Source organism: Mesorhizobium sp. M1217, from assembly GCF_040318275.1.
In the GTDB taxonomy this organism is placed as follows: domain Bacteria; phylum Pseudomonadota; class Alphaproteobacteria; order Rhizobiales; family Rhizobiaceae; genus Mesorhizobium.
This window is the reverse complement of the sequence record NZ_JAMYMA010000004.1, coordinates 298,811-320,941: the sequence shown is the minus strand read 5'-3', so window position 1 is coordinate 320,941 and position 22,131 is coordinate 298,811. Positions and strand designations below refer to the sequence as shown.

Sequence of the window (22,131 nt, the reverse complement as noted above, 5' to 3'; positions counted from 1 at the left end):
GCAAAAAATGAAGATCTTGGCACGATCTGAAGGGCTGGCCTACAGGATCAACGGATATCGACAGCAAGTCACCGTCGACCGCGGCCTGCCGACGCCACCCACTCGTTCAAAGTTCGGCTAGATCTCCCAAGGCGTGAATCAGCGGCTGGATTGTGCTCTCATATTTTTTCCAGCGCTTGACCGATGATGTATAGATCGGCTGCCGCACCTGCCAGCGGCTGGGGGTATTGACCGACCTGTCCTTCTCGAAAAAGCGCAGGCAGGAATCGTCCCAAGGCAAGCCGAGATGATCGATGAGACGGCGCGACTGCGCCTCCTGATCCGCAATCAGCGTCTCGTAGCGGCTTTCGAAAATACGTCCGGGAAAGACCTTATTCCAATGCCGCATCAAGCGATCATATTCGCGGTAGTATAGGCCGAGTGTCTCAAGGTCGGCGTTATAGCCGTGGTCCTTGGTGAAATGCAAGACGAAGCAGGACACGCAATTGTCGATGGCATCGCGCCGGCAATGAATGATGCGCGCGTGGGGAAAAAGAATTCCAATCACTCCGATAAACTCGAAGTTGTGCGGCATCTTGTCGACTATGCGGAGCGCGGCAGGCGCGTGCTGGCGCAGATAAGACAGGTATTCTTCGGCCAGCGCCCTCGACTGATCCCTCGTCATCGACATGATCGAACTGCGCAGGTCCTCATCCGATTGTGTTCTAAAGCCCATCGAGTTCGCGATTCGCCGCAGCTTCGTAAGCTCCCCGGCGCCATGGACATCCGGATGGCTCGCGCAGATCTGCTCGGTCAGCGTCGTCCCCGACCGGGGCATGCCCAGCACAAACACAGGCACTTCGGACGGACTGCCGTGGCCAGCCTTGGCTTCCAATAGTGACGGGCTGAATATCTCGATCATGGAATCGACACTTCGGCGGTAGTACTCCAGGTCGAAATCGTGACCAGCGGCCTTTTTTGCCTTCTGGAAGTGATCCATCGCCTCATCGTAGCGCTCGAGATCGTTCAGCACTTTGCCTGCGGCGTGATGGAGCTGGGATGCAGCAACCGGTTCGAGCCTGGGATTGGAGAGTTCGCGCAGGATAGAGTCGAGCTCGGCAGGTTTTTCGGTGAACTTTTGCGTGTCGACCAGGTAGTTGTAGGCTGCCCCAACATCGACGCGACGTTCTATTGCCTGATTGAGATAGGCTCTGGCTTCGTCCATGCGACCGAGGCTGGCGAGCGCACCAGCCAGACCAATTCGGACCATGGGATGGTCGCCGTTGATCTTCAGTGCCTTCTCGTAAAGGGGCAAAGCCATCTCGGCCTTGTCGAAGTTGACGTAGGCACGCGCCAGTCCGCAAAGCGCTTCCACCAGATCGGGCTTCAATTCGCAGGCGCGCTGCAGGTGCCTGATCGCAAGCAAGCTGTCGCCAAGCTTCAGACCGGCCTCTCCCAGGCTAAGGTGGAAATATGGATTTTGAGGCGTCTGGCTTACTGCTCGTGCAAAATATTTGAGAGCCAACTCATCGTCGATACCGAGCCCCAGCGTGCCGAGGATGTACAGCGAAAGCGGGTGGTTTGGCGTGCGGGCGAGAACGCGATGGCATAACTCCTCGGCCTCCGGGAGCCGCTTGGCTTGCTGGAGTTCGAGCGCCTGTCGCAACAGCATGTCGTCAGCTTGCGCGCGCGACTGCGGTTTCACTTTCGGCGGTTCCACTTTCGGCGCCGGGCGGGACTTTATGTGCTTGGACCAAGCGGGCGGCAGTCGGTTGCTCATCATGTCTCGCTAGCAAAATGATCCGCGAGAATCCAGCCTAACTGTTCCCGCCGGCCGCGGAACTTGCGCCAGCCAAGCCGGCAGGTTAGCAAGAGGCCCCTTTCGAACGAGCCTTTACCATGCGCCTGCGCCCTCCCCTTACGCCGCTTATCGCCGCGCTTCCCTCTACGGTGCCGTTTGTCGGCCCGGAGGCGCAGGAGCGTGATCGCGGCCGCGCCTTTCGCGCCCGCATCGGCGCCAATGAGAGCAGCTTTGGCCCTTCGCCGCGCGTCGTTGCCCGCATGGCCGAGATTGCCGGGGACATGTGGATGTATTGCGACCCCGACAACCACGATCTGAAGGTGGCCGCCGCCGGGCATCTCGGCGTCGGCGCCGAAAACGTTGTCGTCGGCGAAGGCATAGACGGGCTGCTCAGCCTGGTGGCGCGCATGTATGTGGCGCCCGGCGACGCGGTGGTGACCTCGCTCGGCGCCTACCCGACCTTCAACTTCCATATCGCCGGCGTCGGCGGCCGGCTGGTCGCGGTGCCTTACGAGAACGACCGGGAAAACCTCGACGGCCTGCTGGCGGCAGTCGCCAGGGAGAAGGCGCCGCTGGTCTACCTGTCCAACCCGGACAATCCGATGGGCAGCTGGTGGGAAGCGTCTGAGCTCAGCCGCTTCATTGAAGCCTTGCCGGAAACCACCATGCTGGTGCTTGACGAGGCCTATGGGGAATTAGGGCCAGCCTCAGCGCTGCCGCCGATCGATGTGGCGCGGCCGAACGTCATCCGCATGCGCACCTTTTCGAAAGCCTATGGACTGGCGGGCATACGCTGCGGCTATGCGGTGACTGAGGCCCAGGTGATTCGCGATTTCGAGAAGATTCGCAACCACTATGGCGTCAGCCGCATGGCGCAGATCGCCGGTGTCGAGGCGCTTGCCGATCAAGACTGGCTGGAGAGCGTGGTGGCGCGGGTCGCCGCCGGCCGCCTGCGCATCGCCGGAATAGCCGAGGCGAACGGGCTGAAGCCGCTGGCTTCGGCGTCCAATTTCGTCACCATCGATTGCGGCCGCGACGGCGCCTTCGCGCTGAAGGTGTTGCAGGCGCTGTTGTCGCGCGACGTGTTCATCCGCAAGCCGATAGTGCCGGTGCTCGACCGCTGCATCCGGGTCAGCGTCGGCCTCGACCACGAGCTCGACATTTTTGCCGAGGCACTGCCGGGCGCACTGGCGGCAGCACGGGGGAACTGAGGGGCGCAACGCCCCGATTCCAGTGCTGCCCGCTATTTCTCCCCGAGCAGGCGCATGACCCGCTTCAGCGTGTCCGATAGTTCGGCAGCCTGTTCATCGGCCAGGCCGGCCGTCAGCCGGGCGAGATCGCGATCCGCCGCAGCCTGAAGCCTGGCGAGCTCAGCACTTCCGCGAGCGGTCAGCGACAGGATGCGTCGACGCCGATCGGACGGGTCAGTGCGTATCTCGGTCAGGCCGGCGGCGGCGAATTTCCTCAGGACGCGTGTGACATAGGCCGGATCGAGCCGGAGTTCGGCAGCGATTTCGGAGGCCGCCGGCCCGAGATCGAGGTGGAACGCCCGCGCAAGAAACCCTGCCTCACCGTCGCTGTTGGCGGCAGCACGGGATCGGTGGCCCAATTCGAACAGCAGCCTCGCCTCGCCCAGCGTATAGGCGCTGTGCGTCAAGGTCTCGTCGAGCAGCCCAATCAGGCACGTATAGTAGCGGTTGAAGCCGCGGATCTCGGTAACAAGGGCATTCCGTTCGGCCGGCATGTCGACCTCCTTCGGGGGAAGACCGCTCCCGTCGAACTATGATCGCCTATTATTTGACTTACTCAATCATTTGATGGAGCACGCCGCCTGTCTCGCAATGCGAAGCTGGCGAACCGCGACCGGGAGAGACCTTCGATCCACGCTGCGCGGTTGAATTTGCATGGCGATGCGCCAGACTCGACTCAAAGGATGGAGAGCGCGATGAACGACCGGACGGTGCAGGTACGCATATATGGCAAGGTGCAAGGCGTCAGCTATCGGGTCTGGGCGCGGCGCGAGGCGTCTGGACTTGGCCTTGCCGGTTGGGTGCGCAACGAAATTGACGGCTCGGTGACAGCCTTGATTGCAGGGGCCGATGCGGCGGTCTCGACAATGATCGAACGGCTTCGGCAAGGGCCGCCAGGGGCAGCGGTTTCGAAAGTTGACGTCGAGGAGATCGAGGCACGCGACATGTCCGCGGGTTTCAGGATTGTTGCCTAGAAAGGCATGATCCTGCTCATTCGCTTCCATCGCACAAAATCTCCAGGGTGCAGATAGAGCAAACCTGAAGCCATTGCCTTACCCGAACACACTCCTTGAATTAATTGAACGTTTGTTTTATTGTTCTGAAAAGGCGGCTTGTCATGGCGCGTACGACCGGTTCCGACGGAGAGAAGACCGAAGCTGCGGTCCGCGAGGCGGCGGTCAGCCTGATTGCGCGTCTCGGCTACGAGGCGATGTCGATGCGCCAACTGGCGGCCGAGGTCGGCGTCCAGGCAGCGGCGCTTTACCGCTATTTCCCGACCAAGCAGGACCTTCTGTTCACGCTGATGCGCGAGCATATGGAAGGCCTGATCGAGGCGTGGCGCACAACACGCCCTGTCGGCGCCGATCCGGCAGCGCGGCTCGCCGCCTATGTCGAAAACCACATCGCTTTCCACGTCGAACGCCGCCATTCCACCCATGTCTCGAACATGGAGCTGCGCAGCCTGTCGCACGAAAGACTCACGCAGATCCTGCGCATGCGCACCGCTTACGAGAAGGAGCTGCGCGCCATTCTGCGCGACGGCGTCGAAGCGGGCTTGTTCAGCGTCGAGGACACCGGGCTCACCGCCATGGCGCTGATCCAGATGATGACCGGCGTCATCGTGTGGTTCCGGCCGGGCGAACGGCTGTCGATCGCCGAAGTCACCGCTACATATCTAGCAATGACAATGCGCCTTGCTGGAGCAAAGAGCGATGGCGCGAGGACGAGCCACGGCACCGTGCGTCCATTCGAGCGCGCAAAGGACGCTGTAGCACTTTGATTTCGCGCATGATCCCGATTTCGGGGTCGTGCGCCGGGAGGAACGGCATGTACACGCAGACGCTCAACTTCGGGCTTGACGAAGACATCGAGGCGCTGCGCGATCTGGTGCGGCGCTTCGCCCAGGAGAAAATCGCGCCAATAGCCGCCGAGATCGACCGCTCGAACGAATTCCCGGCACATCTGTGGGCGGAGCTCGGCGGGCTCGGCCTGCTCGGCATCACCGCCGATCCCGATTTCGGCGGCAGCGGCATGGGCTACCTCGCCCATGTCGTGGCGATGGAGGAGATTTCGCGCGCCTCGGCCTCGGTCGGCCTCTCTTACGGCGCCCATTCCAACCTCTGCGTCAATCAGATCAACCGCTGGGCGACGCAGGCGCAGAAAGAAAAATATCTGCCTTCGCTCTGCAGCGGCGAAAAGGTCGGGGCACTGGCGATGTCGGAATCGGGTGCCGGCTCAGATGTCGTGTCGCTGCGCCTGCGCGCCGAAAAGCGCAATGATCGCTACGTGCTCAACGGCACCAAAATGTGGATCACCAACGGGCCGGATGCCGAGACGCTGGTCGTCTACGCCAAGACCGATCCGGAACTCCATTCGCGCGGCATCACCGCTTTCATCGTCGAAAAGGCTTTTGCCGGTTTTTCCGTTGCGCAAAAGCTCGACAAGCTCGGCATGCGCGGCTCGAACACCGGCGAGCTGGTGTTCGAGGATGTCGAAGTGCCGTTCGACAATGTGCTGCACGAGGAAGGGCGCGGCGTCGAGGTGCTGATGTCGGGCCTCGACTACGAACGCGCCGTGCTGGCCGGCGGCCCGATCGGGCTGATGGCTGCGTGCCTCGACGTGGCGATACCTTACGTGCACGAACGCAAGCAGTTCGGCCAGCCGATCGGCGAATTCCAGCTGGTGCAAGGCAAGCTCGCCGACATGTATGCGACGATGAATGCGGCGCGTGCTTACGTCTATGCCGTAGCCGCCGCCTGCGATCGCGGTGAGACGACGCGCAAGGACGCCGCCGGGTGCGTGCTGTTCGCCGCCGAAAAGGCGACGCTGATGGCGCTCGACGCCATCCAGCTTTTGGGCGGCAACGGCTACATCAACGATTACCCTACCGGCCGGCTGCTGCGCGACGCCAAGCTCTACGAGATCGGCGCCGGCACCAGCGAAATCCGTCGCTGGCTGATCGGGCGGGAAATCATGGCGGAGGGCGCCTAATGGCATTCTTTTGAGATTTGCCAGAAGCCGCACGATATGGCATACTTCTGGACATATGCCATAAATACAAGCGAGACGGACCATGGCGGGCAGAACGGGAAAGTCCGGATTTGATGAAGATCCGCAAGCACAGTTCGATGCTGGCGCTCGCAAAACGCGGCTTCGGGTTCCGGCGAAACGCGAGCGCGTCAAGCTTGGCGAGGGCGGGCGCTTCGTCATCCCTGCTGCGATGCGCGAGGAGATGGGCGTGAAGCCTGGCGAGGACATGATCCTTCATGTCGAAAACGGCGAGTTGCGGGTAAGATCGTGGCTGCAGAATCTGCGACGCGTTCAGGCCGAATTGTCGGCGCTGAAACAGCCCGGTGAAAGCGTCGTCGACGAATTTCTGAAGGAGCGGCGGGAAGAGCAGCGTCGAAGCGACAAGCGTCTCGACCGGCTTCACGCCGAAGGGACGACAGGAAAGCGGGTGAAATGAAGCCCTACGTCATGGACAGTTCGGCGGCGCTCGCAATCCTGCTCAACGAGCAAGGCACCGAGAATGCTTTGGGGTTCGCGCCGGATGCACAATGCAGTTCAGTCAATGCGGCCGAGATCATTGCCAAGCTGATCGACAAGGGACGCAGCTTGGAACAGGCTGCCGACGACCTCGGAAGTCTCGGCATGCCGATCGCCGTTTTCGACCAAGCGATGGGCATCGCCGCCGGCCAGCTTCGCCAACTGACGCGGCATCGCGGCTTGTCGCTGGGCGATCGGGCCTGCCTGGCGCTGGCGATTCGCGAGAACGCCATTGCCGTCACCGCCGATCGCGACTGGGGCGACCTGGATGTCGGCTGCAAGATCGAGCTGATCCGGTAGCGCCATGGCCCCCCTCACCTCGCAGATCTCGCCCGTCTCCGATATTTTCCGCGCCAATGCCGAGCGCATGCGGGCGCTGGTCGCCGATATTGCGGAAAAGGCTGCTACGGTCGAACACGGCGGCTCGGAGGAAGCGCGTGAGCGGCATGTTTCGCGCGGCAAGCTCCTGCCGCGGCAACGTCTTGCCCAATTGCTCGATACCGGCTCGCCCTTCCTCGAGATCGGCCAGTTCGCGGCGTGGTCGATGTATGGCGAGGACATCTCCTCGGCCGGCCTCATCGCCGGCGTCGGCCGCGTCGAAGGCACCGAAGTCATGGTCGTCGTCAATGACGCCACGGTGAAGGGCGGCACCTATTATCCACTGACGGTGAAGAAGCATCTGCGTGCACAGGAGATCGCATTGCAGAACAATCTGCCTTGCGTCTATCTGGTCGACAGCGGCGGCGCCAATCTGCCCAATCAGGACGAGGTGTTTCCCGACCGCGATCATTTCGGCCGCATCTTCTACAACCAGGCCAACATGTCGGCCGCCGGCATTCCGCAGATCGCCTGCGTCATGGGTTCATGCACGGCCGGCGGCGCCTATGTGCCTGCGATGTCGGACGAGACAATCATGGTGCGCAACCAGGCGACCATCTTTCTCGGCGGGCCGCCGCTGGTGAAAGCGGCCACCGGCGAGGACGTCACCGCCGAGGACCTCGGTGGTGCCGACGTGCACACAAGGCTTTCCGGCGTTGCCGATCACTATGCGCTCGACGACGAGCATGCGCTGGCAATATGCCGGCGTATCGTCAAAAACCTGAATCGGAACAAGACTGTAAGCCTGGCCCTGAAGAAATCGATCCCACCGCTTCACGATCCACATGAACTCTACGGCATCGTACCGACGGATCTGCGCCAGCCTTACGACGTGCGCGAGGTGATCGCCCGCATCGTCGACGGCTCCGAGTTCGATGAGTTCAAGCAGAATTACGGCACCACGCTGGTCACCGGTTTTGCCCATCTCAACGGCATGCCGGTCGGCATCGTCGCCAACAATGGCGTGCTGTTTTCGGAAAGCGCGCTGAAGGGCGCGCACTTCATCGAACTGTGCTGCCAGCGCAAGATCCCGCTGGTCTTCCTGCAAAACATCACCGGTTTCATGGTCGGGCGAAAATACGAGGCCGGCGGCATCGCCAAGGATGGCGCCAAGCTGGTCATGGCGGTCGCAACGGCCAAGGTGCCGAAGGTGACCGTGATCATCGGCGGCTCGTTCGGCGCCGGCAATTACGGTATGTGCGGACGCGCCTATTCGCCACGCTTCCTGTGGATGTGGCCGAATGCCCGCATCTCGGTGATGGGCGGCGAACAGGCAGCAACGGTGCTGGCCGTGGTCAAGCGCGAAGGCATCGAGCGCAAGGGTGGCGAGTGGAGCGCCGAAGAGGAAGCAAAATTCAAGAAGCCGATCCTGATGAAGTACGAGCATGAAGGTCACCCGCTCTATTCGTCGGCAAGGCTCTGGGACGACGGCATCATCGATCCGGCGAAGACCCGCGAGGTGCTGGCGCTAAGCCTGTCGGCCGCGCTGAACGCCGGGATCGAGGAGACCCGGTTCGGCGTGTTCAGGATGTGAGATGAGCGAAATCGACCAGAGGATTCGCGTTCACACCGGCGACATCACGAAGCTGGCGGTCGATGCAATCGTCAACGCCGCCAACACCTCGCTTCTCGGCGGCGGCGGCGTGGACGGCGCCATCCACCGGGCGGCCGGCCCCGAGCTTGAGTTCGAATGCCGGATGCTGAATGGCTGCAAGGTTGGCGAGGCAAAACTCACCAAGGGCTACAGGCTGCCGGCACACTACATCATCCACACGGTCGGACCGGTCTGGCAAGGCGGCAGCAAAGGAGAGGCCGAGCTGCTCGCCTCCTGCTATCGCCGGTCACTCGAAATCGCCGCCGCAAAGGACTGCCGGACGGTGGCGTTTCCAGCGATCTCGACCGGTGTCTACCGCTATCCTAAGGATCAGGCGACGCAAATTGCTGTCGGTGCCGTGAGTGCCTTCATCGGCCAGAACATCGTTCCGGAAACCGTCATTTTCTGCTGCTTCGACGAGCCGACGGCCGAACTGTATCAGCGGGTCGTTGCTGCACTCGGCAGGGTGTGACCCTGCGCGGGCGACGAACCCGTCCACACCTCCAGACCATTTTTTTGCTTCTTCATCTGGCCAGCCGAAAGAATTACGGCTATTGGTCATCGCAAATACCAATGGGGATTGGGCGAAGATGAAACGGCGGCTTTTCAAGGAAACAACTGCGTCTATACTTGCGGGGTTGCCTATATTAGCGACGCCTGGCGTCAGTGCAGCGGCGTCGCTGGCTGGGAAAGTCGGCGACAAGCGTTCCTTCGTGTATCTCCCTCAGCAAGGCTCGGAAGGCAATTGCAGGCAGGCCTACAACGCCTATGTGGCTGCGGCCGGTCATTCCGCCTACGCATCGACCATCACCGGAGCAAGGGTCCTGTATTTCGTCTGCGGCGTGCACATTAACGCACCGTCCCAGAAGGCTGCCGAAGCGCTCGCGCTTAAGTCATGCGAATCCGGTCGCAAGAAGTTCAAAGTGGACATGGTCGGCGGCTGCGGCGTAGTCGCTTCCAAGTAGCTTTCGGCATCAAAGGGCCAGATAGCAATGGGGGATAGGGCGAAGATGAGACTTCAGCTTTTTCAGAAAACAACTGTATCCATATTTGCAGGGTTGCTCGTGTTGGGGGCGCCCGGTATCGGAGCAGCGGAGTCGCTGGCGGGAAGCAAGGGCGACAGCCGCTATCCCGTCTATTTCGCACCTGGCTCGACGGGAGGCTGTCAGAAGGCATACAGGGCCTATGTGGCGACCGGCAGCCATTCCGCTTATGCGTCGACTCCATTCAATTGGGCGACCGAGTTCATGATTTGCGCGCGTGCAAATGCAACGTCGCAAAAGGCTGCAGAGGCGCAGGCGCTGAAATCCTGCCAGTCAGCCAAGAGGAGCTACAAGGTCACAACCGCGGGAGCTTGCAGCATCGCTGCCTCCAAGTAGGAGATGCTGTTGGCGTTCGCTCTTCCAGGGGGAAAAATGACACCGAGACACGTCAAAAGTACAATCGCTTCGATACTTGCCGGCTTTCTTGTATTCACGGCACCTGGCATAGGAACGGCGGAATCGCTGGCGGGAAGCAAGGGCGAGACCCGTTTCTACCCCTATTTGCCGAAGAATCCGAAGGATCCATGCACCATGGCTTACAAGGCCTATGTAGCGGCCGGTGGCCATTCGGCCTATGCAAGCACTCCGTATTCCCGGGTGCGTTCGCTGTACATCATATGCGGCTCGCGCTTGAATGCACCATCACAGCAAGCTGCCGAAGAGTTGGCGTTAAAATCCTGTCAGGCCACCCGCAACAGTTATAAGGTTACGACAGGCGGAGGCTGCGAAATAGCCGCCTCCAAATAGCTGAATATCTACCAGTCTTGGGTTTTTCAAATGGGTTGGGCAATGAAATCTTTATCCATCAGGCGAGCAACCATATTGGTACTTGCACTGTTCGTGGCCTCTGCACCGAATATTGGCGCCGCCGAGTCGCTAGCTGGAAGCAAGGGCGACGTCCGTTTCTACCCGTATTTGCCGGCAACCGCGGATCGGCCGTGTACCAAGGCATATAAGGCGTATGTGGCGGCCAGCGGCCATTCAGCCTATGCGACCACTCCGTATTCCAGAGTGCGTTCGTTGTACATCATGTGCGGCTCGCGCTTGAATGCGCCCTCGCAAAAGGCTGCCGAGGATATGGCTATGAAATCCTGCCAGGCCACCCGCAGCCATTACAAGGTCACGACCGGTGGAGCTTGCGAAATCGCGGCCTCCAAGTAGGCAGGCCTCGCTTGCCTATCCTTTGACGGCCAGATTACAAAGCGGGGTATTGCCGCAGCTCGCGTGAAGAGAATTCGCGCCGTTGGCGGCGAGCTCTGCCTGTGGAGGCCCGATGTTCGCCAAGATCCTGATCGCCAACCGTGGCGAGATCGCCTGCCGGGTGATCCGCACGGCACGCAGGATGGGTGTGCGCAGCGTCGCCGTCTATTCTGACGCCGACGCTCGCGCCTTGCATGTCGAGACGGCGGACGAGGCGGTGCATATCGGTCCCTCGCCTGCCGGCGAAAGCTATCTGCGGGGTAACAAGATCATCGCGGCGGCCTTGGCCACGGGTGCCGAGGCCATTCATCCGGGCTACGGCTTTCTCTCGGAAAATCCCGACTTCGTCGACCAGGTGGTCGCGGCGGGGCTGATCTTCATCGGGCCGTCGGCGGCCTCGATCCGCGCCATGGGATTGAAGGACGCGGCCAAGCGTCTGATGGAAAAGGCCGGCGTGCCGGTGGTGCCGGGCTATCATGGCGAGGCGCAGGAGATCGTGTTGCTCGCCTCCAAGGCGCGCGAGATCGGCTACCCCGTATTGATCAAGGCGCGCGCCGGTGGCGGCGGCAAGGGCATGCGGCGCGTCGAGCATCCTGATGATTTTTCGGAAGCACTGTCTGGCGCGCGGCGCGAGGCGAAGGCCGCCTTCGGTGACGACCGCGTTTTGGTGGAAAAATATGTCGACAAGCCGCGCCACATCGAAGTGCAGATATTCGGCGACAGTTTCGGCAATGTCGTGCACCTCTACGAGCGCGACTGCTCGGCGCAACGCCGCCACCAGAAGGTGATCGAGGAGGCGCCTGCCCCCGGCATGACGCCGGCGTTGCGCAAGGCGATGACCGAGGCGGCGGTGAAGGCCGCCAAGGCAATCCACTATTCCGGCGCCGGCACCATCGAGTTCATCGTCGATGCCTCGCAAGGTCTGAAGGCCGACCGTTTCTGGTTCATGGAAATGAACACCCGCCTGCAGGTCGAGCACCCGGTCACCGAAATGGTCACCGGCATCGACTTGGTCGAGTGGCAGTTGCGGGTGGCCTCCGGCGAAAAACTGCCGAAGACGCAGAGCGAGATCGCGCTCTCCGGCCACGCCTTCGAGGCGCGCATCTATGCCGAGGACGCAGCAAGAGGGTTTTTGCCGGCGACCGGCACCTTGCACCATCTGAAATTTCCGCAACCGGCGCCCGAAGGTGCGAGCATGCGCATCGAAACCGGTGTGCGCGCCGGCGATGCGATCTCGCCGTTTTACGATCCGATGATCGCCAAGCTGGTCATCCATGGCAAGGACAGGCGGGCGGCGCTCACGGCACTCGGCGCGGCGCTGTCGCAGACCGAAATCGCCGGCTCGACGGTCAACACCGCCTTTCTTGCCGCGCTGGCCGCTGATGCGGATTTTGCGGCGGGCGATGTCGATACCGACCTGATCGCCAGGCATCAGCAGGCGTTGACGGCGGTTCCGCCGCCGAGCGGTGAGACGATTGCCGCCGCGGCACTTGCCGCGTCTGGTGCGGGCGACTTGCCGTCCTCCGACGATCCCTGGTCGTCACTGGCCGGCTACGCGCATTTCCACGCTGTAGCGCGGCGCACCCTGCTGAAATTTGGCGAGCAGGAGATCGGCGCGCGCGTGTCGGTGCGGCCGGACGGACGGTTCGAGGTGGCGCTGGATGCCCCCTATGACAGCGCCAATTCACATGATCTCCGCGCCGCGCCTCGCCTCGCCCGCTGGCCGGGCCACGTCACGATCTTCAAAGGCGCCATCGGCTACGGTTTTGCCGTGCCGGATCCGCTGGCGCGGGCCGACGAAGCCGCAGCCGCTTCCGGCAGCCTACGCGCGCCAATGCCGGGACTGGTCAAATTGGTTCGTGCTGGCAAAGGCGAGGCTGTGATCAAGGGGCAGCCGCTGCTGATCCTGGAGGCGATGAAGATGGAGCACACCATTGCCGCCCCCCATGACGGGGTAATCGCCGAGATCGCTGCCGAAGGCGCGCAGGTCACCGACGGAACCGTGCTGGTTCGCTTTGCCGAGGAACCACAGCTGACTGCTGTTTCCCTATCCACGAAGTGATCTCGAACGCGTCACAAAGGCATCGCCAAGAACAACATGGCCGGGTTTGACCCCGGCCATGTTCGATTACACCAGCGCAGCTTGCGGCGCCGCGGCCATTACGGCTGGATCGGGGCGTATTTGCCGTCGTGCCACTGGTTGATGTCGTAGCTGGCGTTCTTGAGGTCGCCTTTCTCGTCGAAGGTGACCGGACCGACAACCGTGCTGATCGGCTGGCCGTTCTTCAACGCTTCAGCGACCTTGGCCGGGTCGTCGCTGCCGGCGCGCTTGATGCCTTCGGCGAAGGCCTGGATCACCGCATAGGAAAACAGCGTGAAGCCCTCCGGCACGAAGCCGCCGGCCTTGATCTTGGCGATGGCTTCCTTGGCTTCGGGCTTCGCCTGCGGATCCGATGGGAAGACGAACATGGTGCCTTCACCGGCCGGACCGGCAACCTGCCAGAATTCCGGCGAAGCGATCGAGTCCGGCATGATCAGCTGGAACTTGAGGTTCTGCTCTGCCGACTGGCGCAGGATGAGGCCCGCTTCGGGATGATAGCCGCCGAAATAGACGACATCAGCTTTCAGTTCCTTGAGCTTGGTAACAAGCGCGGAGTAGTCCTTCTCGCCGGCGTTGATGCCCTCGTAGAGGATCTCCTTGAGACCGTTCTGGTTCATCGTTGCCTTGACGGCATCGGCCACACCCTGCCCATAGGCGCTCTTGTCGTGCATGATGACGACGTTCTTGCCGGCATATTTCTTGGCGATCCATGGACCGATGAAAGCGCCCTGCGCATCGTCGCGCGTATAGAGGCGCATGATCGTCGGCCAGCCGGCCTTCGCCGCTGCGTCGGTCAGCACCGGGTTCGAGGAAGCCGGACTCATCATCAGCGCACCGGCTTCGGCGTAGACAGCGGAGGCCGGGATGCTGGAGCCCGAGCAGGCATGGCCATCGATGAACTTGACACCATTGGCGATGATGCGGTTCGCGACCGAAACTGCCTGCTTCGGATCGCACTGGTCATCCTCGATGTCGAGCTTGATCTGGCGGCCGTCGACGCCGCCCGCCGCGTTGATCGCGTCGGTGGCGGCTTGCGCGCCCTGCTTGAACTGGTCGCCGATGGTGGCAAGCTGACCGGTCATCGGTCCGACCACCGAAAAGGTGATGTCGTCGGCGAAGGCGACCGGCGCGGTCATCATCAGGCCAAATATGGCGGCGCTCAAAATACTGAATTTCTTCATGGTGACACAACTCCTCCACTCTCGCGCGACCGTCCCGGCCGCGCCTCTTCCAGAGTGGCGGGAGAATTTCATCCTTCACCGGAGCTGTCTAGGCGCATCGTCGGCACTCGATTGGGCCTGCAACACGCGGTCCCAAAGACAAAGCCGCGCCAGCCTTGTTCCGGCCGGTCGCGGCTTTTGCCATCGAGCTTCCCAACGCATCGGCGCCAGGAACCGCTCGCCTTCCCTGTCTATTGCACAGCTCGCTGCCGTGTTCTTGATCTTGTTAGCCCAGCCGTCTTGCGCGGCCTTGATTTTTCGGGCCTAACCGTCTGCGCGGCTTTGACCCGAAGCGTCCCTGTCGTGAACTCCGTACCCCGTGAAGTCGACGTTGACGAATTCAGTGCATCGTCATCCATTCGCGGGCTTCGCGGAGCGCCTTGGCGATCTCGACCTTCGACATGGCGGCCGACAATTCAGAGCGCAGTTCCGCGGCGCGGGCCGAACCCTTGATCGCGGCGATATTGAACCATTTGTGGGCGGCGACGACATCGGTCTCGCAATCGCGGCCGGTCGCATACATCATGCCCAACTCGAAAAGAATATCGGCCTGGGCAGTTGCCCCCATGGCGCCGAAGCCGGCTTCAAGCATTTCAAAACGTGCCATTTCAAATCCCCTGTTCTGGCTCCCGAGAGGTGTCTCCGTCTGTCCCTCGGTGTCCTTGACTACCTTCGGGGCGGCTCTCTTTCGATGCTTTCGAGAATGCCGCGGAGGCTTGAATCCGTCGTTAAATGGCGTGCTTAATTTGAGGAAAACAAAGCTAAAACAAGAGGTAAACGCGAAAATTCGTTAAGGATACAAAGCCAGCAATCGCGCCGGTTTGCACAAAATTTGAAGAAAACTTGCGAGGCGCGGATCAAGACTCCGCTAACCACGGAACACAAGACGTGTGCGGCCCGTTTCATTTTTCGCCGGCGCGGCCGTTCGGGAGCGGGCAAAAACCCGCAACCCTTCCGTCGCGGCACCGCTTTTGTTTTTCCGAGAGCTGGACTAGCTTACGTTTGCGTAAGGGGCAGACGGCCGGGGCGGAGCCCGATTGACTTGCCTGAGGGAGGAGAGACATGTTTCGACAAGTGAGCCTGGCCCTCGCGGCCGCAATAACGATGACCGGCGCGGCATGGGCCGATCCGATCGAAGGCAATTGGAAAACGCAAGCCGGATCGACTGCCGCCATTTCGGGTGGCGGCGGGGCATTTTCGATTACGCTCAAATCCGGCAAATTTGCCGGCAAGAACATCGGTTCACTGAAGGTGGCCGGCGACAACAAATATGCCGGCACGATAACCGACCCGGAAACCGACAAGACCTATTCGGGCAAGGCGTCGCTTTCCGGCAGTTCGCTCAAGATGAGCGGCTGCGTGCTCGGCGGGCTGATCTGCAAGAGCCAGACCTGGCATAAGCTCTGATCGAGCCATTCCTGCCGGGATGAGCGGGGCCAGTTGGCCCCGTTTTCATGTTATCGGTCTCGCAGCCACGGCGTCGCCATCGGTCGCTGCTTTCAAGGCGGCCCGTCCAGAGATCATCAACCATTTTGAACCCCAGATGAACGCCGGCATCAGAGCTGGTTCAGCCGGGGCAAGGCATTGTCATGCGTGTTGAAGGAGACACCGCGCAATGCTTGCCCGCCGCTTCACCATCGTCTGCCTGCTGATGAGCCTGTTCGGCATGTTGTTTGCTGTCCTTGTCGCCGAAGCCGGCCGTCCGGCCCGCGCCTGGGACGTCGCCATTTCCTGCCGGCTCGGTTGCCCGAACCAGCTTCGCCACTGAACCCGACAGCGAGAATCTAGAAAACCACGCCATGACCCACCTCACCGCCAACGTCCTCAAGACCCTTCGGCTTCTGCCGCGGACGGCGCTCATCCTAATGCTTCTGGCGGCCCCGGTTCTGGCCGTACCGACGATGCGAGCCGACGCCGGTTCGACCATCGAGGCGCCTGCGCTGAGGAAGTCCGGTCTCGGCTTTGTGCTGCTGGTCAGCCTGCGGCGCGGTTGAATCGCAGGAAAGAAAACGCCCAACAGCGTTCTGAGACCGCCTTACCCCCTCCCAACCGCGCGCCCAACTCTCTATATTGGGTCATGGAAAAGCGAATCTATCCCCAAGCCATTGAATCGGTCGTCACGCCGGAGCCGTTTGGCCGACAGAGCTTCAACGACGCCAAGAAGGCGGTCGCCGCCCTGCAGGTGCTTTACGACCGCAATACCAAGTTCCTGCGCGATTCATTTGCCGCGCTCGCCGCGGGCGGCGACAACAACAAACGCTACCGGGCCTTCTATCCGGAGATCGGCGTCACCACGAGTTCGTTCACCCAGATCGACTCGCGGCAGGCCTATGGCCACATGCCGACGCCGGGGCATTTCTCGACCACCGTCACCCAGCCTGCCCTTTTCGAAAGCTATCTCACCGAACAGCTTCGGCTGATCATGCGCAACCACGGCGTTCCGGTCACGGTTTCGGAATCGACCACTCCCATCCCGCTGCATTTCGCCTTTCTCGAAGGCACGCATGTCGACGGCACTGCTGCCGAGCGCATTAAACGGCCGATCCGTGACCTGTTCGACGTGCCGGATCTCGACGGCACCGACGACCAGATCGCCAACGGCACGTTCGAAGTGGCATTGGGCGAGGCACGGCCGCTGGCACCGTTCACCGCGCAACGGATCGACTATTCGCTGCATCGGATGTCGCATTACACCGCGACCAGTCCCCAGCATTTCCAGAACTTCGTGCTGTTCACCAATTACCAGTTCTATATCGACGAATTCGTCGCCCGTGCACGCGATTTGATGGCCAATGGCGGTGACGGATACGTCGAGTTCGTCGAGCCGGGCAATATTGTGACCAAAGTCGGGGACAGCGCGCCCGGTGAGGGTGCCGCGCCGCCTCGCCTGCCGCAGATGCCGGCCTATCATCTGAAGAAGCCGAACCATGGCGGCATCACCATGGTCAATATTGGCGTTGGCCCTTCCAACGCCAAGACGATCACCGACCATATCGCGGTGCTCCGGCCGCATGCCTGGGTGATGCTCGGCCATTGCGCCGGTCTGCGCAACACGCAGGCGCTGGGGGATTATGTGCTGGCGCATGCGTATGTACGGGAAGACCATGTCCTCGACGACGACCTTCCGGTCTGGGTGCCGATTCCGCCGTTGGCTGAAATCCAGGTGGCGCTGCAGGAAGCGGTCGCCGAGGTCACCGGGCTTTCCGGCTACGACCTCAAGCGCATCATGCGCACCGGCACCGTCGCCACCATCGACAACCGCAATTGGGAGCTGCGCGACCAGCGCGGGCCGGTGCAGCGGCTGTCGCAGTCGCGGGCGATCGCGCTCGATATGGAATCGGCGACGATCGCCGCCAACGGCTTTCGCTTCCGGGTGCCCTATGGCACGCTGCTTTGCGTCTCCGACAAGCCCCTGCATGGCGAATTGAAGCTGCCTGGCATGGCGACCGAATTCTACAAGCGGCAAGTGGCGCAGCATTTGACCATCGGCATCAGGGCGATGGAGAAGCTGGCCGAAATGCCGATGGAGCGGCTGCATTCGCGCAAGCTCAGGAGCTTTTCGGAAACTGCCTTCCAGTAGCTGCCGATCGCACGTGTCGGTCCACGGCAGGACGTTTCGTCATCTTGATTGAGCCGCATTTCTGCCGATAGACAAAGCGATGGCACGTGTTCGAGACATGACGGTTGCACTGGCGTTCGTCGCAATGCTTGCACTCTCGGTCGCGCTGGTGGCCGGGTTCTTCGGATCGCTGCATCCGGCCTTCGATTCTTTTGCTCATTTCCGCGTTCATTTTGCCTTCTTGATGGCGCTTTGCGCGCTGCCGCTGCTCGCCACCTCGTTTCGCCTGCAGGCCGCCGCCGGATTGCTGTTTGCGGTGGCCGCCTTTGCCACCACGTCGAATGCCTTGCCGCTTTCGCGGCTATGGCAGGTGCAGGCCGCCTACGACGCCAGGCCCGGCGGCGAGGCGGTCTACCGCCTGCTGCAGATGAACCTCAGGTTCAACAATCCAACGCCTGAGAAGGTGCTGTCGCTGATCGGCCGGACCCAGCCTGATGTGATCACCCTCGATGAGGTGTCCGAACTGTGGAAGGCAAAGCTTGGGCTGCTGTCCGGCGCTTATCCCTACCGGATCCTCTGCCCGTATCCCAATGGCGTGTTCGGCGTTGCGCTGCTGTCCAGACGACCGTTTGCCGCGGGCACAGAGCCGCACTGCGACAGCCGCGGCGCGATGGCAATCGCTACGGTCGATTTCGGCGGAACCGACGTCGATGTCGCCGCCATCCACCTCACCTGGCCATGGCCGCACAACCAATCACGGCAGATTGACGGACTGTCGAACGAAATCGTCTCGCTTGGCGAGACGTCGATCCTGGCGGGCGACTGCAACGCAGCGCCATGGAGCGCCGCTGTCCGGCGCGTCGCATCGCTTGGCAAGCTGACTGTAATGCCATCGGTCGGGCCGACCTGGCTCTACAGAAAGCTGCCGGATTTCCTGCGCTTCGCCGGACTGCCGATCGACCAGGTTTTCAGCAAGGGCGCTATCGCCATCCGTTCGGCGTCGACCCTTGGGGACACCGGCTCAGACCATCTGCCGGTGCTGGTGGAATTTTCGCTGCGCTCGGGTGGACAAGAGCCGCTCGACGAGCACCAGACGGCGACCGCATTTGCGGCGCTGCCTGGCGGGGCCCGAAGCTGAAAAATCCGCAGTCCAATCTCTACCCTGGCTTATTATTGGCCCACAAAAGCGCGGACGAGGTGCTCGACGGGGCCGCCGTCGCGATGCTCGCGCGCATCGAAGGCCTTCTGCTTTGCTTCATATTCGGCATAGATGGCATTGATCCGGCGCTTTGCCTCGCGACGTGCCTCGAAACAGTGCGGGTCATCACCGACTGCCAGCCCTCGAACCGACTTTTCGGTGGCCCGCATCATCTGTCTGGCGATGCGGCCATGGGTCTCTTCATGGGCGCGGACGCCAGCGAAGAACCGCTTCCACCGCTTCTGCAGTGCCGGCGACGTGGCTGAGGCTAGTTTGGGATAGGTATAGAAGAGATTGAGCGTCCCGTTGGCCTGGTGCAGGCGGCAGACGCCGTTTTCCGTATGGGCGTCGAAGGTCCAATCATCGACGCTGTAGCCGGTCTGCGCGATGGCGTGGGTCATGAAGCCGTGCTTCGGCCCACTGCGATCCATGGCCTCGATCAGGGCCGCGCCGGTGGTTCCGGCAATGTTATAAGTTCGTGTCTTGACCAATACTTTAGTGTCGGCCAAGGCTAAAGAGGTGCACAACGCCCCGATCGCCACAGCGCTCGTCAGAACTGCCAGACGCATTTTCCTTCCTCCCTGTCGTCACAGAAAGGAAACACAGGCAGGCGGTCTATTCAACAATCCTATGGTTGCGCTGCTCCTCATCTTGTTTGGTCCGGAGCAAACCTTGTGACTTACATGTTCTGGTAGACCGGGCCCTCGCCGCCCTGTGGCGGCACCCAATTTATGTTCTGGTTCGGGTCCTTGATATCGCAAGTCTTGCAGTGCACACAGTTCTGCGCGTTGATGACGAAGCGCACATCCTTGGCCGCAGGATCGGCGGCGGCATTGCCGTCCTTGTCGACCCATTCGTAGACGCTAGCCGGGCAGTAACGCGTCGAGGGCCCGGCATAGACGTCATGTTCGGAGCGCTTCTGCAGGTCCATGTCGGCGACGAGCAGATGGACCGGCTCGTTTTCCTCGTGGTTGGTGTTGGACAGGAACACCGACGACAGCCGGTCGAAGGTCAGCACCCCGTCCGGCTTCGGGTAGGCGATCTTCTGGTGCGCGGCGGCCGGTTCCAGCGTGGCGTAGTCAGCCTTGCCGTGCTTCATCGTGCCGAAGGGCGAGAAGCCGAACAGCGTGTTCAGCCACATGTCGAGCCCGCCAAGGCCGACGCCGACAATGGTGCCGAAGCGCGACCATAGCGGCTTGACGTTGCGCACTTTCTTCAGGTCCTTGCCGATATCGGTGGCGCGCCAGGCGGCCTCATAGGAGGCCAGTTCGTCATTGGCGCGGCCGGCGGCTATCGCATCACAGACATGCTCGGCGGCCAGCATTCCGGAGAGCACGGCATTGTGCGAGCCCTTGATGCGCGGCACGTTGACGAAGCCGGCCGCGCAGCCGATCAGCGCACCGCCGGGGAAGGACAGTTTCGGCACCGACTGCCAGCCACCTTCGGTGATGGCGCGGGCACCATAGCCCAGCCGCTTGGCGCCCTCGAAGGTGCCGCGGATCGCCGGATGGGTCTTGAAGCGTTGGAACTCGTCAAAGGGCGACAGATAGGGGTTCTTGTAGTTCAGGTGAACGACGAAGCCGACTGCCACCTGATTGTCCTCGAGATGGTAGAGAAAGGAGCCGCCGCCGGTCTTCATATCGAGCGGCCAGCCGAAGGAATGCTGGACAAGGCCCGGCCGGTGGTTTTCCGGTTTGACCTGCCAGAGTTCCTTGAGGCCGATGCCGTATTTTCCGGGCTCACGACCGTCGGAAAGGTGATATTTGGCGATCAGTTGCTTGGCCAGCGAGCCGCGCGCGCCCTCGCCGATCAAGACATATTTGCCCATCAGCGCCATGCCCGGCGCAAAGCCCGGGCCGTGCGTGCCGTCCTTCTCGACGCCCATGTCGCCGGTGACGACGCCGGTGACCGCACCGGCCTCGTTGTAGAGCAGGCCGACCGCGGCAAAGCCCGGATAGATCTCGACGCCCAGCGCCTCGGCCTTTGTCGCCAGCCAGCGGCAGACATTGCCGAGCGAGACGACATAGTTGCCGTGATTGTTCATCAGCGGCGGCATCAGGATATTGGGCAGACGGAACGAACCGGCGGCGCCGAGAACCAAGAAATGGTCGTCGGTGACCGGTGTCCTGAAGGGATGACCCTCCTCTTCGCGCCAGCCGGGCAACAGCCGGTCGATGCCGATCGGATCGACGACGGCGCCGGACAGGATGTGCGCGCCGATTTCGCCGCCCTTTTCCAGCACGACGACGGAAAGCTCGGGATTGACCTGCTTGAGACGGATCGCGGCGGCGAGGCCGGCCGGGCCGGCGCCGACGATGACCACGTCGAATTCCATGCTTTCGCGTTCGATATCGCTCATCGACCCCTCACTGGCTCGCTATTCCCGGCATCTTGCTGGCTCACGCGCTGCATAGCGCATCAAATAGCGACGGGAAACCGGCGCGGACGTGACAATACCGATTTCGTCAAAAAGTCGCGTACTGCCGCACAGATTCGCGGTGGCGAGCACCAATCTTCAATCCTATTCCGTTTGTAAGGATATGTCGCACTGATGTTTTTAATTGTTCGACGGCTTGCTTATCGGCCATACTTCCCGCCATGCGCATATTCGGGCCGGCTGGCTTTTCATCGACGCGCTTTTTTTTCACGCCCGGCCGGATTTGCCGTGCGGCGTTCTTGGCGCTTCTGCCGCTGGCGGCCGTCGATGCCCGCGCCGACCCACGACTGGTCTGGGCGACCGGCGCCTACTCCTTTTCCGACGAGCGCGGCGGCTTCCGCATCACCGGGGCTTCGGGCGTCGGCACGAAGGAGGATCCGCTCGTCATCACCGAAGAGCTGAATTCAGCGACGCCGGTAACGCTAGCCATTCGCACGACCAAGCCGATCCAGCCGTTCGGCAAGGCTGGAGACTTCGCCAATGGGCTGATGTACATGCGCATCGACGTGCTCAACAATAGCGGCCAGGCCTGGGTCGAGTTCCAGTTCGAACTCCAGGAGATCCTCGACCAGCCGAGCGTGTTCGGCGACGGCCTGTCGTTCGACCAGCGCAACAAAACGCCCGAAAATATCTGGTCGAGCAGCTACGCCGATTTCGACCGCAATTTCGAACCGTATGACCGCCTGCTGTTCAAGAACGGCAAGATCGACCCGCTGAAGACCGCCAGCTTCTATTTCCTGATCACCGACTATACGCCGCGCTGGACGTTCTATCTGGTGCAGGATCCGCGCATACCGTCGAGCTGAACTTGCAAATTCAAGCTCC

The 22,131-nt window shown here is 61.7% G+C and carries 25 protein-coding genes; 19 read left to right on the top strand and 6 right to left on the bottom strand.

Going from position 1 to position 22,131, the window contains the following annotated elements:
- Positions 1–106: 106 nt before the first annotated feature.
- On the bottom strand, positions 107–1,759 hold the full coding sequence (locus NKH37_RS09010; RefSeq protein WP_353005189.1) for a tetratricopeptide repeat-containing sulfotransferase family protein: 1,653 nt from the start codon (positions 1,757–1,759) through the stop codon (positions 107–109).
- Positions 1,760–1,878: 119 nt separating this feature from the next.
- Between NKH37_RS09010 and NKH37_RS09005 the strand changes: the two genes are divergently transcribed.
- Positions 1,879–2,991 carry a pyridoxal phosphate-dependent aminotransferase gene (locus NKH37_RS09005; protein ID WP_353005187.1) on the top strand — a complete coding sequence of 371 codons (1,113 nt, stop codon included), beginning with the start codon at positions 1,879–1,881 and terminating at the stop codon, positions 2,989–2,991.
- Between the two features lie 32 nt (positions 2,992–3,023).
- On the opposite strand, the gene NKH37_RS09000 is transcribed toward NKH37_RS09005, so the two are convergent.
- Entirely contained in the window at positions 3,024–3,524 is a 501-nt protein-coding gene (locus NKH37_RS09000; protein ID WP_352588702.1) for a MarR family winged helix-turn-helix transcriptional regulator, read from the bottom strand.
- Positions 3,525–3,725: 201 nt separating this feature from the next.
- On the opposite strand from NKH37_RS09000, the gene NKH37_RS08995 reads away from it, so the two are divergent.
- The 12 genes from NKH37_RS08995 to NKH37_RS08940 all read left to right on the top strand — a co-directional run bounded on the left by NKH37_RS08995 (position 3,726) and on the right by NKH37_RS08940 (position 12,853).
- Entirely contained in the window at positions 3,726–4,004 is a 279-nt protein-coding gene (locus tag NKH37_RS08995; protein WP_023718353.1) for an acylphosphatase, read from the top strand.
- Between the two features lie 143 nt (positions 4,005–4,147).
- Complete coding sequence (locus NKH37_RS08990; RefSeq protein WP_023718354.1) at positions 4,148–4,810, top strand: TetR/AcrR family transcriptional regulator; 663 nt, start codon at positions 4,148–4,150, stop codon at positions 4,808–4,810.
- A 47-nt stretch (positions 4,811–4,857) separates the two neighbouring features.
- Complete coding sequence (locus NKH37_RS08985) at positions 4,858–6,021, top strand: isovaleryl-CoA dehydrogenase (RefSeq protein WP_023718355.1); 1,164 nt, start codon at positions 4,858–4,860, stop codon at positions 6,019–6,021.
- Positions 6,022–6,103: 82 nt separating this feature from the next.
- Positions 6,104–6,496: an AbrB/MazE/SpoVT family DNA-binding domain-containing protein gene (locus tag NKH37_RS08980; protein ID WP_023718356.1), complete on the top strand. Its 393-nt coding sequence runs from the start codon at positions 6,104–6,106 to the stop codon at positions 6,494–6,496.
- Positions 6,493–6,876, top strand: coding sequence for a type II toxin-antitoxin system VapC family toxin (locus tag NKH37_RS08975; protein ID WP_023718357.1), 384 nt, complete (start codon positions 6,493–6,495; stop codon positions 6,874–6,876). The genes NKH37_RS08980 and NKH37_RS08975 overlap by 4 nt, the downstream gene beginning before the upstream one ends.
- 4 nt (positions 6,877–6,880) lie before the next feature.
- Positions 6,881–8,488, top strand: a complete 1,608-nt coding sequence (locus NKH37_RS08970; protein ID WP_352481873.1) for a carboxyl transferase domain-containing protein — start codon at positions 6,881–6,883, stop codon at positions 8,486–8,488.
- A gap of 1 nt (position 8,489) precedes the next feature.
- Positions 8,490–9,020 carry an O-acetyl-ADP-ribose deacetylase gene (locus tag NKH37_RS08965; protein WP_023718359.1) on the top strand — a complete coding sequence of 177 codons (531 nt, stop codon included), beginning with the start codon at positions 8,490–8,492 and terminating at the stop codon, positions 9,018–9,020.
- A 118-nt stretch (positions 9,021–9,138) separates the two neighbouring features.
- Complete coding sequence (locus tag NKH37_RS08960; protein ID WP_353005184.1) at positions 9,139–9,513, top strand: hypothetical protein; 375 nt, start codon at positions 9,139–9,141, stop codon at positions 9,511–9,513.
- Positions 9,514–9,558: 45 nt separating this feature from the next.
- A complete protein-coding gene (locus NKH37_RS08955; RefSeq protein ID WP_023718361.1) occupies positions 9,559–9,927 on the top strand; it encodes a hypothetical protein in 369 nt (122 codons plus the stop codon).
- A gap of 36 nt (positions 9,928–9,963) precedes the next feature.
- Positions 9,964–10,338 carry a hypothetical protein gene (locus tag NKH37_RS08950; protein ID WP_023718362.1) on the top strand — a complete coding sequence of 125 codons (375 nt, stop codon included), beginning with the start codon at positions 9,964–9,966 and terminating at the stop codon, positions 10,336–10,338.
- A gap of 42 nt (positions 10,339–10,380) precedes the next feature.
- Positions 10,381–10,752, top strand: coding sequence for a hypothetical protein (locus NKH37_RS08945; RefSeq protein ID WP_023718363.1), 372 nt, complete (start codon positions 10,381–10,383; stop codon positions 10,750–10,752).
- A 112-nt stretch (positions 10,753–10,864) separates the two neighbouring features.
- Positions 10,865–12,853 carry an acetyl/propionyl/methylcrotonyl-CoA carboxylase subunit alpha gene (locus NKH37_RS08940; RefSeq protein WP_352885410.1) on the top strand — a complete coding sequence of 663 codons (1,989 nt, stop codon included), beginning with the start codon at positions 10,865–10,867 and terminating at the stop codon, positions 12,851–12,853.
- A 98-nt stretch (positions 12,854–12,951) separates the two neighbouring features.
- On the opposite strand, the gene NKH37_RS08935 is transcribed toward NKH37_RS08940, so the two are convergent.
- Both NKH37_RS08935 and NKH37_RS08930 read right to left on the bottom strand, forming a co-directional pair.
- On the bottom strand, positions 12,952–14,073 hold the full coding sequence (locus NKH37_RS08935; protein ID WP_352788973.1) for a branched-chain amino acid ABC transporter substrate-binding protein: 1,122 nt from the start codon (positions 14,071–14,073) through the stop codon (positions 12,952–12,954).
- Between the two features lie 379 nt (positions 14,074–14,452).
- Positions 14,453–14,719 carry an SEL1-like repeat protein gene (locus NKH37_RS08930; RefSeq protein ID WP_010915070.1) on the bottom strand — a complete coding sequence of 89 codons (267 nt, stop codon included), beginning with the start codon at positions 14,717–14,719 and terminating at the stop codon, positions 14,453–14,455.
- Positions 14,720–15,174: 455 nt separating this feature from the next.
- Here NKH37_RS08930 and NKH37_RS08925 point away from each other — a divergent pair, with 455 nt between their 5' ends.
- From NKH37_RS08925 to NKH37_RS08905, 5 genes are all read left to right on the top strand, one after another.
- Entirely contained in the window at positions 15,175–15,519 is a 345-nt protein-coding gene (locus NKH37_RS08925) for a DUF2147 domain-containing protein (protein WP_023718366.1), read from the top strand.
- A 208-nt stretch (positions 15,520–15,727) separates the two neighbouring features.
- Positions 15,728–15,880 carry a hypothetical protein gene (locus NKH37_RS08920; RefSeq protein WP_023718367.1) on the top strand — a complete coding sequence of 51 codons (153 nt, stop codon included), beginning with the start codon at positions 15,728–15,730 and terminating at the stop codon, positions 15,878–15,880.
- Between the two features lie 31 nt (positions 15,881–15,911).
- A complete protein-coding gene (locus NKH37_RS08915; protein ID WP_352494833.1) occupies positions 15,912–16,106 on the top strand; it encodes a hypothetical protein in 195 nt (64 codons plus the stop codon).
- Between the two features lie 83 nt (positions 16,107–16,189).
- Positions 16,190–17,692, top strand: coding sequence for an AMP nucleosidase (locus NKH37_RS08910; protein ID WP_352494832.1), 1,503 nt, complete (start codon positions 16,190–16,192; stop codon positions 17,690–17,692).
- 79 nt (positions 17,693–17,771) lie between these two features.
- Positions 17,772–18,809: an endonuclease/exonuclease/phosphatase family protein gene (locus NKH37_RS08905; protein WP_353005181.1), complete on the top strand. Its 1,038-nt coding sequence runs from the start codon at positions 17,772–17,774 to the stop codon at positions 18,807–18,809.
- A 32-nt stretch (positions 18,810–18,841) separates the two neighbouring features.
- Here NKH37_RS08905 and NKH37_RS08900 read toward each other — a convergent pair whose 3' ends face one another.
- Both NKH37_RS08900 and NKH37_RS08895 read right to left on the bottom strand, forming a co-directional pair.
- Positions 18,842–19,438, bottom strand: coding sequence for a DUF922 domain-containing protein (locus NKH37_RS08900; protein WP_353005178.1), 597 nt, complete (start codon positions 19,436–19,438; stop codon positions 18,842–18,844).
- Positions 19,439–19,548: 110 nt separating this feature from the next.
- Complete coding sequence (locus NKH37_RS08895) at positions 19,549–21,228, bottom strand: electron transfer flavoprotein-ubiquinone oxidoreductase (protein WP_353040934.1); 1,680 nt, start codon at positions 21,226–21,228, stop codon at positions 19,549–19,551.
- A gap of 239 nt (positions 21,229–21,467) precedes the next feature.
- Here NKH37_RS08895 and NKH37_RS08890 point away from each other — a divergent pair, with 239 nt between their 5' ends.
- The gene (locus tag NKH37_RS08890) at positions 21,468–22,112 is read left to right on the top strand and encodes a hypothetical protein (RefSeq protein ID WP_023718372.1); all 645 of its coding nucleotides are present in this window, start codon (positions 21,468–21,470) and stop codon (positions 22,110–22,112) included.
- Positions 22,113–22,131 lie beyond the last annotated feature (19 nt).

Bases quoted from the DNA above. Each gene is read 5' to 3' on its own strand.
- NKH37_RS09010 (WP_353005189.1), bottom strand. From the start codon at position 1,759: ATGAGCAACCGACTGCCGCCCGCTTGGTCCAAGCACATAAAGTCCCGC.
- NKH37_RS09005 (WP_353005187.1), top strand. From the start codon at position 1,879: ATGCGCCTGCGCCCTCCCCTTACGCCGCTTATCGCCGCGCTTCCCTCT.
- NKH37_RS09000 (WP_352588702.1), bottom strand. From the start codon at position 3,524: ATGCCGGCCGAACGGAATGCCCTTGTTACCGAGATCCGCGGCTTCAAC.
- NKH37_RS08995 (WP_023718353.1), top strand. From the start codon at position 3,726: ATGAACGACCGGACGGTGCAGGTACGCATATATGGCAAGGTGCAAGGC.
- NKH37_RS08990 (WP_023718354.1), top strand. From the start codon at position 4,148: ATGGCGCGTACGACCGGTTCCGACGGAGAGAAGACCGAAGCTGCGGTC.
- NKH37_RS08985 (WP_023718355.1), top strand. From the start codon at position 4,858: ATGTACACGCAGACGCTCAACTTCGGGCTTGACGAAGACATCGAGGCG.
- NKH37_RS08980 (WP_023718356.1), top strand. From the start codon at position 6,104: ATGGCGGGCAGAACGGGAAAGTCCGGATTTGATGAAGATCCGCAAGCA.
- NKH37_RS08975 (WP_023718357.1), top strand. From the start codon at position 6,493: ATGAAGCCCTACGTCATGGACAGTTCGGCGGCGCTCGCAATCCTGCTC.
- NKH37_RS08970 (WP_352481873.1), top strand. From the start codon at position 6,881: ATGGCCCCCCTCACCTCGCAGATCTCGCCCGTCTCCGATATTTTCCGC.
- NKH37_RS08965 (WP_023718359.1), top strand. From the start codon at position 8,490: ATGAGCGAAATCGACCAGAGGATTCGCGTTCACACCGGCGACATCACG.
- NKH37_RS08960 (WP_353005184.1), top strand. From the start codon at position 9,139: ATGAAACGGCGGCTTTTCAAGGAAACAACTGCGTCTATACTTGCGGGG.
- NKH37_RS08955 (WP_023718361.1), top strand. From the start codon at position 9,559: ATGAGACTTCAGCTTTTTCAGAAAACAACTGTATCCATATTTGCAGGG.
- NKH37_RS08950 (WP_023718362.1), top strand. From the start codon at position 9,964: ATGACACCGAGACACGTCAAAAGTACAATCGCTTCGATACTTGCCGGC.
- NKH37_RS08945 (WP_023718363.1), top strand. From the start codon at position 10,381: ATGAAATCTTTATCCATCAGGCGAGCAACCATATTGGTACTTGCACTG.
- NKH37_RS08940 (WP_352885410.1), top strand. From the start codon at position 10,865: ATGTTCGCCAAGATCCTGATCGCCAACCGTGGCGAGATCGCCTGCCGG.
- NKH37_RS08935 (WP_352788973.1), bottom strand. From the start codon at position 14,073: ATGAAGAAATTCAGTATTTTGAGCGCCGCCATATTTGGCCTGATGATG.
- NKH37_RS08930 (WP_010915070.1), bottom strand. From the start codon at position 14,719: ATGGCACGTTTTGAAATGCTTGAAGCCGGCTTCGGCGCCATGGGGGCA.
- NKH37_RS08925 (WP_023718366.1), top strand. From the start codon at position 15,175: ATGTTTCGACAAGTGAGCCTGGCCCTCGCGGCCGCAATAACGATGACC.
- NKH37_RS08920 (WP_023718367.1), top strand. From the start codon at position 15,728: ATGCTTGCCCGCCGCTTCACCATCGTCTGCCTGCTGATGAGCCTGTTC.
- NKH37_RS08915 (WP_352494833.1), top strand. From the start codon at position 15,912: ATGACCCACCTCACCGCCAACGTCCTCAAGACCCTTCGGCTTCTGCCG.
- NKH37_RS08910 (WP_352494832.1), top strand. From the start codon at position 16,190: ATGGAAAAGCGAATCTATCCCCAAGCCATTGAATCGGTCGTCACGCCG.
- NKH37_RS08905 (WP_353005181.1), top strand. From the start codon at position 17,772: ATGGCACGTGTTCGAGACATGACGGTTGCACTGGCGTTCGTCGCAATG.
- NKH37_RS08900 (WP_353005178.1), bottom strand. From the start codon at position 19,438: ATGCGTCTGGCAGTTCTGACGAGCGCTGTGGCGATCGGGGCGTTGTGC.
- NKH37_RS08895 (WP_353040934.1), bottom strand. From the start codon at position 21,228: ATGAGCGATATCGAACGCGAAAGCATGGAATTCGACGTGGTCATCGTC.
- NKH37_RS08890 (WP_023718372.1), top strand. From the start codon at position 21,468: ATGCGCATATTCGGGCCGGCTGGCTTTTCATCGACGCGCTTTTTTTTC.